The 14,891-nt window shown below is 62.0% G+C and carries 14 protein-coding genes; 5 read left to right on the top strand and 9 right to left on the bottom strand.

What is annotated here, in order from left to right:
• Positions 1–197 precede the first annotated feature (197 nt).
• The gene (locus Q1L50_RS02980; protein ID WP_300335787.1) at positions 198–473 is read left to right on the top strand and encodes a hypothetical protein; all 276 of its coding nucleotides are present in this window, start codon (positions 198–200) and stop codon (positions 471–473) included.
• Positions 474–660: 187 nt separating this feature from the next.
• Here Q1L50_RS02980 and Q1L50_RS02975 read toward each other — a convergent pair whose 3' ends face one another.
• The 4 genes from Q1L50_RS02975 to clpS all read right to left on the bottom strand — a co-directional run bounded on the left by Q1L50_RS02975 (position 661) and on the right by clpS (position 4,652).
• Positions 661–1,167, bottom strand: coding sequence for an ankyrin repeat domain-containing protein (locus Q1L50_RS02975; RefSeq protein ID WP_300335786.1), 507 nt, complete (start codon positions 1,165–1,167; stop codon positions 661–663).
• 338 nt (positions 1,168–1,505) lie between these two features.
• Positions 1,506–2,000 carry a ribonuclease E activity regulator RraA gene (rraA, locus tag Q1L50_RS02970; RefSeq protein ID WP_300335785.1) on the bottom strand — a complete coding sequence of 165 codons (495 nt, stop codon included), beginning with the start codon at positions 1,998–2,000 and terminating at the stop codon, positions 1,506–1,508.
• Positions 2,001–2,084: 84 nt separating this feature from the next.
• Positions 2,085–4,343: an ATP-dependent Clp protease ATP-binding subunit ClpA gene (gene clpA, locus Q1L50_RS02965; RefSeq protein WP_300335783.1), complete on the bottom strand. Its 2,259-nt coding sequence runs from the start codon at positions 4,341–4,343 to the stop codon at positions 2,085–2,087.
• The gene (clpS, locus tag Q1L50_RS02960) at positions 4,344–4,652 is read right to left on the bottom strand and encodes an ATP-dependent Clp protease adapter ClpS (RefSeq protein ID WP_300335782.1); all 309 of its coding nucleotides are present in this window, start codon (positions 4,650–4,652) and stop codon (positions 4,344–4,346) included.
• A gap of 260 nt (positions 4,653–4,912) precedes the next feature.
• Between clpS and Q1L50_RS02955 the strand changes: the two genes are divergently transcribed.
• Positions 4,913–5,116 carry a cold-shock protein gene (locus tag Q1L50_RS02955; protein ID WP_042335273.1) on the top strand — a complete coding sequence of 68 codons (204 nt, stop codon included), beginning with the start codon at positions 4,913–4,915 and terminating at the stop codon, positions 5,114–5,116.
• Positions 5,117–5,211: 95 nt separating this feature from the next.
• Here the strand turns inward: Q1L50_RS02955 and moaC are convergent, their stop codons facing one another.
• On the bottom strand, positions 5,212–5,694 hold the full coding sequence (gene moaC, locus Q1L50_RS02950; protein WP_300335796.1) for a cyclic pyranopterin monophosphate synthase MoaC: 483 nt from the start codon (positions 5,692–5,694) through the stop codon (positions 5,212–5,214).
• Positions 5,695–5,853: 159 nt separating this feature from the next.
• Between moaC and Q1L50_RS02945 the strand changes: the two genes are divergently transcribed.
• From Q1L50_RS02945 to pabB, 3 genes are all read left to right on the top strand, one after another.
• A complete protein-coding gene (locus Q1L50_RS02945) occupies positions 5,854–7,311 on the top strand; it encodes a M48 family metalloprotease (RefSeq protein ID WP_366145205.1) in 1,458 nt (485 codons plus the stop codon).
• A gap of 53 nt (positions 7,312–7,364) precedes the next feature.
• The gene (locus Q1L50_RS02940; protein ID WP_300335781.1) at positions 7,365–7,592 is read left to right on the top strand and encodes a sulfurtransferase TusA family protein; all 228 of its coding nucleotides are present in this window, start codon (positions 7,365–7,367) and stop codon (positions 7,590–7,592) included.
• A gap of 74 nt (positions 7,593–7,666) precedes the next feature.
• Entirely contained in the window at positions 7,667–9,445 is a 1,779-nt protein-coding gene (gene pabB, locus Q1L50_RS02935) for an aminodeoxychorismate synthase component I (protein ID WP_300335794.1), read from the top strand.
• 77 nt (positions 9,446–9,522) lie between these two features.
• Here the strand turns inward: pabB and Q1L50_RS02930 are convergent, their stop codons facing one another.
• The 4 genes from Q1L50_RS02930 to Q1L50_RS02915 form a co-directional block, all read right to left on the bottom strand.
• On the bottom strand, positions 9,523–12,342 hold the full coding sequence (locus Q1L50_RS02930; RefSeq protein ID WP_300335793.1) for a valine--tRNA ligase: 2,820 nt from the start codon (positions 12,340–12,342) through the stop codon (positions 9,523–9,525).
• Positions 12,343–12,443: 101 nt separating this feature from the next.
• Entirely contained in the window at positions 12,444–12,926 is a 483-nt protein-coding gene (locus Q1L50_RS02925) for a hypothetical protein (RefSeq protein WP_300335779.1), read from the bottom strand.
• A complete protein-coding gene (locus tag Q1L50_RS02920) occupies positions 12,926–13,351 on the bottom strand; it encodes a DNA polymerase III subunit chi (protein WP_300335777.1) in 426 nt (141 codons plus the stop codon). The genes Q1L50_RS02925 and Q1L50_RS02920 overlap by 1 nt, the downstream gene beginning before the upstream one ends.
• The gene (locus tag Q1L50_RS02915) at positions 13,348–14,844 is read right to left on the bottom strand and encodes a leucyl aminopeptidase (protein ID WP_300335775.1); all 1,497 of its coding nucleotides are present in this window, start codon (positions 14,842–14,844) and stop codon (positions 13,348–13,350) included. The genes Q1L50_RS02920 and Q1L50_RS02915 overlap by 4 nt, the downstream gene beginning before the upstream one ends.
• Positions 14,845–14,891 lie beyond the last annotated feature (47 nt).

Here is a 14,891-nt window from a genome sequence, read left to right as displayed (position 1 = left end):
AGGTGTCCCGGCCCATCTTGCGTTCACTTCGTCCCAGGCTCGTTCAGGCAGACCGCTTTATTTCGCTCTCGCCGTTCTCGGGATGAGGGACGTGGTCAGGTCCGGGAGAGCGGAGGACGTAACAGCGGCCAACGGCTGCGCTAAGAGAGAGGTTGTTCTTGGTATGTTAAACACAGGTTGAGTTCGCCGCCCGGATAATGCTTGACCAGATGGTGGTCGCGATGCGGCGGGAAGGTCAGGGGATTGAGCAACAGGGTGTTTACCGCCGGCAGCGCCAGCAGTCCCAGCTTGGTCTTGATTGCCAGGCGGCGCTCGGCGGATGTTCTGCTGCATCGCTCATGGCCGCCATGATACTTGGCGACGGCATTTCTGGAGGAGCGATCGCGGCGGTGACCGCCGGTAGTGGCCGGGCCGTGCGCGGCCCACTTCAGCGGCTGGCGGCGACCAGCCGCATCGCCAGCTTCATCTGTTGACTGCGCGCAACCTGATGAGCGTCATGGGCGAAAGCGGTTGCGCCGAGCTGCCGCGCCGCGGGCGGTTGCACGCCCGCTTGCGGAAACCATGCGCTGGTTGGTGAGTGTCAGATCTCAAGGATCTCGCACGCGCTGCGGCTTCAACCGACGAGACTCGCCAGAGCGGCGCGCTGCACCGCTTGCGCAGCTATTTCTTGTCCATTTCGCGTGCTGCCCGGATCAGGTCGGCGTCGAGCACGGACGTGTCCGTTCCGTAGCAGCGGACCATTTCGATCTCCTCGAACAGCGGGGTCTCGTCGCCGGGTTGGTCGTGCTTGCCCGCGCTGGCTTCGTAGTGTCGTCCCCGCCAGCGCGCGATCATCATTTCTTGGTCGGTCAGACCGGTCTTCATTCCGTCTGGAACGTTCGCGCCCATTTCGACCAGGGCTTTCACGACCTCAGTCCGTCGGCCGCGAATAGCCATTGACAGTGGTGACGTGGGAAGCGCGTTGTCCGGGAAATTAACTTTGGCACCGCGGGCGACCAGTTCGCGGACGATCTCGACGTGCCCCATGAAGCACGCGACGCCGAGCGGCAAGCCCGGATCGCCCCGTCCGTCGTGGATTTCAACCGGGGTTCCGGCATCCAGCAAAGTACGAACTTCTTGCAGGCGGCCTGTCCGGATCGCTTTGAGCAGGTCAAGGGCAGCGGTCACAACTCATCTCCGATTCTGGCAACTCCACAGCAGCTAGCGCGACGCATCGTAGCGGTCTCGCATCTGGTCCATTCGTGTCCGATGCAGCGTGGCCGCGGACGACGGAAGTGTATCGAAATTTGCGAGCCAGGCGACCGAACCGCAGCGGGTCTGCTGGCCGGCCATCAAGGGCAAGGCGCCGCCGTCAGCGTCGCTTCGGTGGTACGGCGTCCCGCGCAAATCATCAGCAGGGATAGAGCCAACTCAAAGACCACGGCAGAAACGGCGACCACCGAGTGTGGTCCCATTGCTGCACGGCCACCGGCCAGTGCAACCGAAAGCGATGGTCTTTCCCATCCTCAGTTCAAGGCTTGCTCGCTGACCATCACCCCGTCGCAATCGACATAGATCCACTGGCCGGGTCTGAACCTTACGCCGCCAAAGCTTACAGCCAGATCGCGTTCACCGATACCCTTCTTGACACTTTTCAGGGGGTGGGTGTTGAGCGCGCGAATGCCAAGATCGATCGCGCTGATGTCCCCGGAGTCTCTGATGCAGCCGTAAAGGACGATTCCCTCCCAGCGGTTGCGGTGCGCCAGGATCGCCAACTGGTCGCCCACCAGCGCGCAGCGCATGGAACCGCCGCCATCAACCACCAGCACCTTGCCGTTGCCGTCTTCGCCGAGCACCTCTCGGACCAGCGAGTTGTCCTCGAAAAGTTTCAGCGTGGCGACTTGGCCAGCAAACGATGGCCGGCCGCCGTAACTCCGGAACATCGGCGTGACGACCTGGATGCGGCCATCGCGAAGCTCCTGTTCGTTGTTGTCGAGAAGGTCGGCGGTCTTGAAACTCATGGTAATTGCCTTGTGTGCTCAGTCTTCAGATGGCGAAAAACAGGCTATGCCTTGTGGGCTCAGGGTCCTTGGCATCGACGATCGTCAGGCAACGGCCTCGGATTCCTCTTCGAAGACCAGCCTTACGTTCTGGTCCTCGTCCAGGTCGACGATCACGTGCCCGCCGTGCGCCAGGCGGCCGAAGAGCAACTCGTCGGCCAGCGACGCGCGGATGGTGTCCTGAATCAGACGGGCCATCGGACGGGCACCCATCATCGGGTCGAAGCCGTGTCTGGCAAGATGGTCCTTGAGGGCGGTCGTGAACACCGCTTCCACTTTCTTCTCGTGAAGTTGCGCCTCGAGTTGCATCAGGAACTTGTCCACCACGCGCATGATCACCTCGTGGTCAAGCGACTTGAACGAGATGGTGGCGTCGAGCCGGTTACGAAACTCCGGCGTAAAGATCCGCTTGATCTCGACCATTTCATCCCCGGCCTGCCGGGTTGGCGTGAAGCCCATGGTCGCTTTCTGGATCGCTTCTTGGCCGGCGTTGGTGGTCATGATGATGATCACGTTCCGGAAGTCGGCCTTGCGGCCGTTGTTGTCGGTCAGCGTACCGTGATCCATGACCTGCAGGAGGATGTTGTAGATATCGGGATGGGCCTTTTCGATTTCGTCGAGCAGCAGCACGCTGTAGGGCTTCTTGGTGACTGCCTCGGTCAGCAGTCCGCCCTGGTCGAAGCCAACGTAGCCGGGAGGCGCACCGATCAGGCGCGACACCGCGTGCCGCTCCATGTATTCCGACATGTCGAAGCGGATCAGTTCATTGCCGAGGCAGTACGCCAGTTGTTTGGCAACCTCGGTCTTGCCGACGCCGGTGGGGCCCGAGAAAAGGAAGCTGCCGATTGGCTTGGTCGGGTTGCCAAGACCCGAGCGGGCCATCTTGATCGCTCTGGTGAGCGCGTCGATCGCCGCGTTCTGGCCAAAAACAACGGCCTTCAGGTCACGGTCGAGATTTCTCAGACTGTTCCGGTCGTCCGACGAGACATGCGTGGACGGGATACGCGCGATCTTCGCGACGATCTCCTCGATGTCGATCTTGCCGATCAGCTTCTTTTGCTTGGACTTGGGCAGGATCCGCTGCGCTGCGCCCGCTTCGTCAATGACGTCGATCGCCTTGTCGGGCAGGTGGCGGTCGGTGATGAAGCGCACCGAAAGTTCAACCGCCGAAGTCAATGCGGCGGCAGAATACTTGATTCCGTGGTGGGCCTCGAAGCGCGACTTGAGCCCCTTCAGGATTTCCACTGCTTCCGCACTCGACGGCTCGCTCACGTCGATCTTCTGGAACCGCCGCGACAGCGCGTGGTCCTTCTCGAAAATACCGCGGTACTCGTTGTAGGTCGTCGCGCCGACGCATTTCAACTGCCCCGATGACAGCGCGGGCTTGAGCAGGTTCGATGCATCAAGGGTGCCTCCCGACGCCGAGCCGGCACCGATCAGCGTATGGATCTCGTCGATGAACAGGATCGCCTGCGGGTTCTCGCTCAGCTGTTTGAGAACCGCTTTCAGACGTTGTTCGAAGTCGCCACGATACTTGGTACCAGCCAGCAGAGAGCCCATGTCCAGGCAGTACACGTTCGCCTTGGCGAGGATCTCCGGGATGTCGCACTCGACGATCCGCCGCGCCAGCCCTTCGGCAATGGCCGTCTTGCCCACGCCGGCCTCGCCAACCAGCAAGGGGTTGTTCTTTCGCCGACGGCAGAGCGTCTGGATGACGCGCTCGAGCTCTCGGTCCCGACCGATTAGGGGGTCGATCTTGCCCTGCAGAGCCAAGGCATTGAGGTTGATGGTGTAGCTCTCGAGAGGCCCGGCCGGACTTTGCTGGTCGCCTTCCGTCTCGACTTCCGGGTCGCCGCGAGGTGCGCTCTGGGGAATCTTGCTGATTCCGTGCGAAATGAAATTGACCACGTCGAGGCGCGTGATGCCCTGTTTTTGCAGGTAGTAGACGGCGTGCGAATCCTTTTCGCCGAAGATCGCCACCAGAACGTTGGCGCCGTTGACTTCTTTGCGGCCCGATGACTGGACGTGCAGGATGGCGCGCTGGATCACCCGCTGGAAACCCAGCGTCGGTTGCGTGTCGATTTCATCGTCACCGGCGACGGTTGGCGTGTGTTCGCCAATGAACCTGATCAGATCCTTGCGCAACTGCTCGATGCTGGCGCCACAGGCGCGCATCGCCTCGGCCGCTGACGGGTTATCGAGCAGCGCCAGCAGCAGGTGTTCGACGGTGATGAACTCATGGCGCTTCTGCCGCGCTTCGACAAATGCCATGTGCAAACTTACTTCGAGTTCCTGGGCAATCATTCAGTTTTCCTCCATGACGCACGCCAGGGGATGCTGGTTGCTTCGTGCGAAGGCTGTGACCTGTTCAACTTTCGTCGCCGCGACGTCGCGCGGGAAAATTCCACACACCCCTTGCCCATCGGTGTGAACTTTGAGCATGATTCGCGTCGCGTGTTCTCGATCCATCGCAAAAAACTTCTGCAGAACGACGATCACGAAATCCATCGGCGTGAAGTCGTCGTTCAACAACAGAACTTTGTAAAGTGGTGGCGGCTTGAGCTGTGTGCGCTGCGCTTGAAGTAGGGAGTTGTCCTGATGCTGTGTTGCCATGCGTGAATTCTAACCAGTCTTTCGGGATCCGCAATACCGCTATCCACCAATTCTCGGCACGGATATGCAGACATGCGAGCGGTAAATGTGGAAAACGCTTGACGCATCCGCCTGACTTGGCGTAAAAAGGTCGCATGTTTTTGTTCAAGGCGCTGCTTGGCCGTTCTGCTTGTCTGAACACCAGCCACAGTCAGGGTCGAACCAGAAGCATGGAAGTCGGGCGCCGCCCGGATTTAGTCTTTTTTCAAGGAAGTGGCAATATGGCAACTGGTACAGTCAAGTGGTTCAATGATGCTAAGGGTTTTGGCTTCATTACTCCGGACGATGGCAGCGAGGATCTCTTCGCCCATTTCTCCGCGATCACCATGGGTGGATTCAAGACCCTCAAAGAGGGCGAAAAGGTTTCGTTCGACGTGACGCAGGGCCCGAAGGGCAAGCAAGCATCGAATATCGCGCGCGCCTGACTTTCTTGGTGTGCAATAGGGACCCGCCTCCGGCGGGTTTTTTTTTGCGTTGGCGTAGTCCGCCTGGCGTCTTTGGTCAGCGTTCCCGGGTCGTTTCAGGTGGCCGTCCAGTGCCCGGACTTGCCCCCGATTTTTTCGAGAAGGCGCACACCCTCGATGCGCATGCCGCGGTCAACAGCCTTGCACATGTCGTAAATGGTCAGCAGGCCGATGCTGACAGCGCATAGAGCTTCCATCTCGACGCCGGTGCGACCGCAGCACTCCGCGCTGGCCAGACAGTGCACGGCGTTGGTCGGCCCGTCGATCTCGAAGTCGACGGAAACGCTGGTCAGCGCGATCGGGTGACACAAGGGGATCAGCTCGGACGTACGTTTGGCGCCCTGGATTGCCGCGATGCGTGCGACCCCCAGAACATCCCCCTTCTTCGCCGTGCCTTCAACGATCAGCGCCAGTGTTTCGGGCCGCATAAGGATACTGCCAGCCGCTCTTGCCTGGCGGGAAGTTTCGGTCTTCCCGCCGACGCCGACCATCTGCGCCTGGCCTTGGGGACTAAAATGGGAGAGGAGGCTCGCGGACATTGGTTCGGCAGCAGCAGATGCGGGTTGTGGCCAGCGGAAAGTCTTCACGCCTGTTTGCGGGGGGGCGCCGGTAACGCTTCGTAACAATCCGCCAAACATCGATTGGGTATCATAGCACCATCTTCATCAGGCTCTTACCGAGGTTTTCCGGAGGTCTCCTTGATCAGAATCACTTGTGCCGCCTTCTTGGCCATCGCGGTGGCGCTAGGCAGTTCGCGGCCGCTGCTGGCCGACGAACTGCCTGACCTCGGAGACGCCGCGCGCGTCGACCTCTCCCCTCAGCTTGAGCACAAGATCGGCGAGCGGATCTTCAATGATATCCGCCTCCACGAGGCCAGTTACCTTGACGATCCGGACATTTCCGACTACGTCAATCTCCTCGGCGGTCGGCTGGTTGCCGCCAGTTCGAACCCCGCGGGCAGTTTCCAGTTCTTCGTGATTCGCGACAACACGATCAATGCCTTTGCGATGTTCGGCGGCTTCATCGGGGTGAATACCGGCACGCTGCTGACGGCGCAATCGGAATCCGAACTGGCCGGTGTGCTCGCCCATGAAATCTCGCATGTGACGCAGAGTCATCTTGCCCGACAGATGGCCAGGGAGAAGCAAAGCTCGATCGCCACAATGATCGCCATGGCCGTAGGTGTCCTTGCCGCACGTTCCAATTCTCAGGTGGCAAGTGCGGCGATCGCGTCGGCGCAGGCCGGATCGATTCAGGCGCAATTGGCCTACAGCCGTGATTTCGAGCGCGAGGCGGACCGTTTCGGGTTCCAGACGATGATCAAGGCCGGCTACGATGCGCGCGGCATGGGCGAATTTTTTGGGCGCATGCAGCAGGCTGGGCGGGTATATGAGAACAATGCGCCGGTCTATATGCGCTCGCATCCACTAACCGTCGAGCGGATCTCCGACATGGAGAGCCGGGCGCAGAGCGTCCCCTACCGGCAGGTCGCCGACAGTCTCGACTTTCACCTGGTGCGGGCCCGACTGCGCGTGCAGACGGGCAGTTCCGGAGATGCGGTCAGCGAGTTCAGCCGGCAACTGCGGGAAAAGAAATTTGTTTCGGAGGCGGGCAGCCGCTACGGCCTGGCGTACGCTCTGCTGAAGGCCAAGGACGTGGTCGCTGCTCAGAAGGAAGTCGACGCCCTGTTGGCGCTCAAGGTGTCGTCGCCAATGATCGCCGGGTTGGCGGCTGAGACCAGAGCTGCGGGGGGTGATCGTGCCGGCGCGCTGAACATCTATCGTAGTTCCTTGCAGCGCTTTCCGCAGTCGAAAGCTCTGGCCTATGGCTATGCCGACGCGCTGCTCGCCGGGCGACAATACGAGGAGGCTTTGCGCTTTCTCGACTCGGAATTGCAACTCTACAGTTCGGACTACAAACTGTACGGTCTGCAAGCCAAGACTTTCGCGGCGCTTGGCAAACGTCTGCAACAGCACCGCGCACAGGCTGAGTCCTATTTCCTGCTCGGGCAGTTGGGTCCCGCGGTTGAACAACTGCAGTTCGCGCAACAATCCGGCGACGGCAATTTCTTCGAACAGTCGCAGGTGGACGCGCGTCTACGTGAAATGCGCAAGCTGCAGTTGGAGGAGGCGAAAGAGAAGAAGAACGGCGGCTAGCGTGCGCAGAATGGTTAAAATACGCCCTCAGTTTTGTTGTGGACCCAACCATCATGCATTTCGACCGCGAACTCGACGTCAAGGGCCTGAATTGCCCGCTGCCGATTCTGCGCACGAAGAAGGCGCTGTCCGAGATGTCAGCTGGCGAAGTGCTGCACGTGCTGGCTACCGACCCGGGCTCGCTGAAGGATTTCCACGCTTTCGCCAAGCAGACCGGCAATGAGCTGTTGTCCAGTGCCGAGGTGAATCAGGTCCTGGAGTTCTACCTCAAGCGCAAATAGCACAGCATTTCGGTGACCGGAACCGCCGTCGAGTTGGCTCTGCCGCGCAGGCACCCGATGCCCGTTTGCCGCTGATGTTGGCCGGCGCCCCATTTGCACTGCTGGACGGCGACGGCGGCGGCGCCCTGTTGCTGACGGATCGGCGCCGGTGCTACGCCTTCGCAGGAGCCGGCGACCCGCTAGTCGCTTTCCGGGCGATCGATGGCGCCCTTGCCGATGGTCAATGGGTGGTTCTCGCCGCAGATTATGAGCTTGGCGCCAGTTTCGAGCGGGCGCTTCCGCCCGTGCCGTGCCGCCGGCCGCCGCTGCGGGCCTGGGCCTTCGCCGATAGCCGACGCCTTGATGCACCAGCAGTCGATGCATTTCTCTCAGAGCAGTTGGCCAACTTGCCGGAACATCAACGGCTGGCCGGGATTGCCGAACTGTCGCCAGGCGTCGACGCCCCGCAGTACGCTGCGCGGGTCGGGCAAATCCTTCACTGGATCGGCGATGGTGACTGCTACCAGATCAACCTCACCTTTCCGCTGACTTTCCAGCTTTACGGACATCCACTGGCACTCTATGCCGGCCTGCGCGAACGCCAACCGGTTCGCTATGGTGGCTACGTGTGCACCAGCGAGGAAACGATTCTTTCTTTCTCGCCGGAGTTGTTTTTCGAGCGTTCGGGTTCGCGGGTGCTGGCGCGTCCGATGAAGGGTACCGCCGCCCGCGGCCGAACGCTGCTGGAAGACCAGGCAAACCGAGCCGCTTTGCTCTCATCGGCGAAGGAGCGGGCCGAAAACGTGATGATCGTCGATCTGCTGCGCAACGATCTCGGGCGTCTGGCGCGGCCGGGCAAAGTCTGCGTCGAAGCGCTGTGTGAAGCCGAGGCGTACCCGACCTTGTGGCAGATGGTTTCAGCGGTCGCCGCGGACTTGCCCGGGGTAAGTCTGGCCGACCTCTTCGCTGCGCTCTTTCCCTGCGGTTCGATTGCCGGCGCCCCGAAGATCCGAGCCATGCAACGGATCAGCGAGCTCGAAGAGGTGTCGCGTGGGCTGTATACTGGCGCGCTGGGTTGGCTGGCACCGGATGGTGACTGCCGTTTCAACGTCGCCATTCGCACCATCGAGGTCGGCCCGCAGCAGCAGGCCAGGCTTGGCGTGGGCAGCGGTATCGTGGTCGACGCCGATCCGGCGCGTGAGTACGCCGAGTGCCTGCTGAAGGCGAGTTTCCTGACCTCTTTCGATCCGGGATTCGAGCTGGTCGAAACCTTGCGCCTGGAAAGCGGTGCGTATCCACTGCTGTCCGTGCATCTTGAGCGTCTGCAAGCATCGGCACGCTGCCTGGGTTTCGGTTGTGTGCTGGCCGATGTTTCGTCGGCCTTGGCTGCAGCGGCGGCCGTTCGGCAGGACGGCGTCTTTCGCGTTCGCCTGACGCTAGCGCACGACGGCGGATGCCGGCTCGTGGTGTCGCCTTTGCTCGGCGATCAGCAGCAAGCGTGGCGTGTCGTTCTGGCCACCGAAGTGCTCCCGGACGACGACTACCTGCGGCGCCACAAGACCACCGCGCGGGCGCTCTATGACCGCACGTTGGCCGCCCTGGCTGCGCGGCCAACGGTGTTTGACGCGATTTTTTTCAACAGCCGTGGCGAAGTCTGCGAAGGGGCGCGCAGCAACGTCTTTGTCGAACGTCAGGGGGTGTTGCTGACGCCGCCGTTGACCTGCGGTCTGCTGCCGGGCGTCCTGCGGCGAACGCTGCTCGACTCCGGGCGCGCCGTCGAACAGGTGCTGCGCCGTGAGGACTTGCTGCAGGGGGCCGCGGTCTATGTCGGCAACGCCTTGCGCGGCCTGCTGCCGGTGCTTGTCGAGCGTTGAGTGGTTGAGTAGTTGAGTGGGGCGACCGGCGAGCAGGATCCGACGCCTTCTGCGATGGCAACAACCGAAGGGAAATCCTAGCTGCGCTGCAGACGTTGGCGTTGCGGTTCGAGTTTGTCGAGCGTGGCGATGAAGGCGTTGAGGCGCTTCCTCTCCTGCTCGACTACCGCTACCGGCGCGCGCGCGACGAAGCTCTCGTTGGCCAGTTTGGCCTGGGCTTTGCCAATCTCGCCGGTCAGGCGGGCGATTTCCTTCTCCAGGCGCTCGCTTTCGACAGCGAGGTCAATCTCGATCTGCAGCATCAGCTTGGTCTCACCGACGATGGCGACCGGTGCGCTGGCGTCGGAGGGAAGACCGTCGACGATCTGCATCTCCGAAAGTTTGCACAGCGGCTTGAGATAGGGGGCAAGCCCGGCGAGTGAGTCGTTGTTGCCAGTGGCCAGCAGCGGCACTCGCTGCGCCGGTGAGAGATTCATTTCGCCGCGCAGGTTGCGACAGGCGTAGGCCAGATCCTTGAGTTGCTGGATTCTGCTCTCGCTGTTCGGATCAATCTTCTCCACCTGCGCCCGCGGATAGGCTGCGAGCATGATCGAGTCGTGCGTCTTGCGACCGGCTATCGGTGCCAGAGCCTGCCATAGTTCCTCGGTAATGAATGGCAACAGCGGGTGGGCAAGGCGCAGGACGACCTCCAGAACCCGTGCCAGCGTCCGGCGTGTCGCGCGGATTTCCGGTTCCGTGCCGGTCTGTAGTTGAACCTTCGACAATTCGACATACCAGTCGCAGAACTCGTCCCAGACAAACTCGTAGATCGAGCGCGCCAGCAGGTCGAAGCGGTAGTCGGCGTAGTGTTGCGCGACCTCGACCTCAGTGCGCTGCAGCTTGCTGACGATCCAGCGGTCGGCGAACGAGAAGCGCAGCGCCGTCTCGCACTGCCCTGGCGTGCACGCCGTCAGCCCGAGATCCTGACCGGCGGTATGCATCAGCACGAAGCGTGTCGCGTTCCACAGCTTGTTGCAGAAGTTGCGGTAGCCCTCGCAGCGGCCGAGGTCGAACTTGATGTCGCGCCCGGGGCTGGCCAGCGACAGGAAGGTGAAACGCAGAGCGTCGGTACCGAAAGCCTGTATTCCTTTGGGGTATTCCCTGCGCGTACGCTCTTCGATCTGCTTGGCCTGCTTGGGGTTCATCAGGCCGCTGGTACGCTTCGCGATCAGCGCTTCGAGGTCGATCCCGTCGATCAGGTCGATCGGGTCGAGGACGTTGCCCTTCGACTTGCTCATCTTCTGGCCTTCCGCGTCGCGGATCAGACCGTGCACGTAGACGTGCTTGAAGGGGATCCTGCCGGTGATGTGCCGGGTCATCATCACCATCCGGGCAACCCAGAAGAAGATGATGTCGAAACCGGTCACCAGGACCGTAGACGGCAGATACAGTTCGAGCGCCGGATTTGTTTCGGCTGGCCATTGGGGTGTCCAGTCGAGCGTCGAGAACGGCCACAGCGCGGATGAGTACCAGGTATCGAGCACATCCGGGTCGCGCGTCAGTGGGCCGCAGTAGCCCTGCGCAGTGGCCTCGGCTCGCGCTTCGAACTCGTCGTGGGCGACGAAAATCCGCCCGTCATCGCCGTGCCAGGCGGGAATCTGGTGGCCCCACCACAACTGCCGCGAGATGCACCAGTCCTGAATATTGTTCAGCCACTGGTTATAGGTGTTGACCCAGTTCTCGGGGAAGAACCTGACTTCGCCGGAGGCCACGCAGTCCAGAGCCTTGCCGGCGATGCTGCTGCCGTCGGCACCGGTCTTGCTCATCGCCACGAACCACTGGTCGGTCAGCATCGGCTCGATGACCACCCCGGTGCGGTCGCCGCGTGGCACTTTCAGCGCGTGCGCTTCGACCCTGTCGAGATAGCCTTGTTGCTCGAGGTCGGCGACGATCTGTTCGCGTGCGGCGAAGCGATCCAGGCCTTGATAGCGGGCCGGCGCATTCGCGTTGATCTTCGCGTCGAGCGTCAGGATCGGAATCATCTGCAGCTTGTGGCGTTGGCCGACCGCGTAGTCGTTGAAGTCGTGGGCGGGCGTCACCTTGACACAGCCGGTACCGAACGCCGGGTCCACGTAGGCGTCGGCGATGATCGGGAGATCCCGGTCGCAAAGGGGCAGTCTGACCGTTTTCCCAAGCAGGTGACGATAACGTTGGTCTTCCGGATGGATCATCAGCGCCGTGTCGCCAAGCATCGTCTCCGGCCGCGTCGTGGCGACCGTCAGCGTGCCGCTACCGTCGGTCAGCGGATAGCGGATATGCCACAGCTTGCCCTGCTCCTCCTCTTGCGCCACTTCCAGATCGGAGACTGCGGTCTGCAGCACCGGATCCCAGTTGACCAGGCGCTTGCCGCGGTAGATCAGGCCTTCCCTGTACAGTCGGACGAAGGTCTCGGTGACCGTCCTCGACAGGCCGGCGTCCATCGTGAAGCGCTCACGGCTCCAGTCGGGAGAGGTGCCAAGGCGACGCATCTGCTGGGTGATCGTGCTTCCCGAGAATTCCTTCCACTGCCAGACTTTTTCGAGAAACTTCTCGCGGCCCAGATCGTGTCGCGAGATCCCCTGCGCGTCGAGCTGGCGCTCGACGACGATCTGGGTCGCGATACCCGCGTGATCGGTACCAGGCTGCCACAGCGTGTTGTCGCCGCGCATGCGATGGTAGCGGGTGAGCGCATCCATGATCGCCTGGTTGAAGCCATGGCCCATATGCAGGGTGCCGGTGACGTTGGGCGGCGGCAGGAGGATGCAGAAGGCTTCAGGTTTATCGGCAGAGAGACCGGCGCCGAAGTAGCCTCGGGCTTCCCATTCGGGGTACCAGCGACGCTCTATGTCTGCTGGTTCAAAGCTCTTGGCGAGTTCCATGAGGGCGAACGGGTGGATTGCAGGAGCGCGCATTATACCGGATCGAACGGCCGCTCCGGGTGGCGGCGCCGCCTTCCGGCAATACGTCCAGCGACTCCCGCTTACTCCTCGTCGGCGGCCGTTGCTTCGCTGCTGTCGGGATCTTCCAGTGGCAGCGGCAGCTGCCCGCGCTGACCGACAAAGTCGCGCAAGGCGGCGGCGAGCGTCGTCTCGATGCCGTGTCGCAACTGATCCGAAGCCTCGCGCAAGCTGGCGTCGACCAGCGCCGGCAACTCGGCGGCCAGATGACAGTCGATCAGTCTTGCGAGATCGGCGGCAAGGGCGGGTCTCAGGCCGGCGGCAATACTCTCGACGCTCTCTTCAGGCTCGGGTTCCTCGGGAACCACTACCTCGGTCAGTAGCGGCAGGCCATCGTCTTCGCTGCTTCGCCATGCAAAACGCTCAACATCCGAAGGCGTTGGCGAGGCCAGAAAACTGCGCCGCCGGCGCATCTGGCGGGTGCTCTCGCGGCGCTCGCTGTTGGCGGCTCCTTCCGGTTTGATCAGTGAGTCGGCCCGGCTGAGCAGGTCCTTGTCGTCGGCCATCAGTTTCTCCCCGAGTAATCGACATACCTGACGTCATAGCCGCGATCCTTGTAGAATCTGGCTCGTTTGCGGCCGTTGGCGCGGTCTTCCTCGCCTTGTCCGACCACTTCGATCAGGCTGGTAAAGCGAGCAAACCCCGGCGGCACGTCGCTGGAGAGATTGAACAGCCGCTCGTTGTGCGACACCGACTCGATCGCACCGGCAATCAGCACCGGCGTCTCGCTGGCCAGCGGCGAGTTGGCATCGACGTGCGGGACAAAACCGGTCGGCGGGGTGGTCCACAGCTGACGGTCGAGTGCGGCGGCAAGCGCTGCATCCGGCGCGTAGACGAGCAGGCGCTTCTTCTGGGCGACGGCCTTGACTATCAGTACTACCGTTGCGGCGATCCGGTCGGTGGCGTTATGGAAGAAGAAGATCTGGGTCACCCGATTTTCCCGGCGCGCTTCAGCAGGTAGTGCATCAGCAGGGGTACCGGTCGTCCGGTCGCGCCCTTGTCGGCGCCTGACTTCCAGGCGGTGCCGGCGATGTCGAGGTGAGCCCACACGTACTTCTTGGTAAAACGGGCGAGAAAGCAGGCGGCGGTGATGCTGCCGCCCGATCGCCCACCGATGTTTGCCATGTCGGCGAACGGGCTCTTGAGAAGTTCCTGGTAGTCGTTCCACAGGGGCATTTGCCAAGCCCGGTCGTGCGCTTCATCACCGGCATTTTCGAGGTCACGGGCCAGTGCCTCGTTGTTGGCGAACAAGCCGCTGGCGACATGGCCAAGGGCGATGACGCAGGCGCCGGTCAGAGTGGCGACGTCGATCACCGTATCTGGATCGAAGCGTCCGGCGTAGGTCAGCGCGTCGCAGAGAATCAGGCGACCTTCAGCGTCGGTGTTGAGGATCTCGATGGTCTGGCCAGACATCGAGGTGACGATGTCTCCCGGCCGGGTGGCGCCGCCGCCGGGCATGTTTTCAGTGCTGGGCACGAGCACTGTCAGGTTGATCGGCAGCTTCATCAGCGCTGTTGCCTTGATCGCGCCGAGGACGCTGGCGGCACCGCACATGTCATACTTCATTTCGTCCATTTCCGGCGCCGGTTTCAGCGAAATACCGCCGGTATCGAAGGTGACGCCCTTGCCGACGAGCACCACCGGCTTCTCGTCGCTCTTGCCCCCCTTGTACTGCAGAACAATGAGCTTCGGCGCCTGGTGCGAGCCTTTGGCGACGGACAGCAGCGAGTGCATGCCCAGTGCAGCCATCTCGTCACGCTCCAGGATCTGGCAGTCGATCTTGTGCTCTGCGGCGATCTGCTGCGCAGCCTCCGCGAGATGGCTGGGGGTGCATACGTTGCCGGGCAGGTTGGCGAGGTTCATCGCCAGCGCGATGCCTTCGGCGATGGCTTGCCCCTGGCTCAAAGCCTCTTCGGCGGCGGCCAGTTCGTTGCGCCGATCAACGACAAAGGTGAGCTTGCGTAGAGGGCGACGAACCTTGTCCTTCTTGCTCTTGAACTGATCGAAGCGATAGACGGTCTGCTCGGCGACGATTGCCGCCTGGCGCACGCGCCACGCCGAACTGCGTTTCCTGACGTTGGTTTCGGTCAGGAAGACGGTGCCGTCAAACGACCCGGTTTCGTTCAGCGTCCGTACCGCGCTGCGAATGGCGTCGCAATACTCGCGGTCGCCGAATTCCTTTTCCTTGCCGAGCCCGACCAGCAACACGCGGTCGCAGAGCGTTCCCGGGACGTTGTGCACCAGGAGTGTGGAGCCAGCCTTTCCCTCCATGTCGCCACGGCGAATGATGTCCGAAAGATGGCTGCGGGCAGCGTTGTCGATGAGTTCGGCAGCCAGTGTCAGCTTGCGCGGTTCGAAGACGCCGACCACCACGCAGGCGCTGCGCTGCTTCTCCGGGCTGCCACTTTTTATGCTAAATTCCACTCGCTCTCCTCAGTAAAGGCGTGTTTCGTCCAAGGCGCCGATTATCA

Origin of the sequence: Accumulibacter sp. (assembly GCF_029255145.1) — a bacterium.
In the GTDB taxonomy this organism is placed as follows: domain Bacteria; phylum Pseudomonadota; class Gammaproteobacteria; order Burkholderiales; family Rhodocyclaceae; genus Accumulibacter.
Note: the sequence above shows the minus strand (reverse complement) of the source record. Positions and strands in the feature narration are given on the sequence as shown.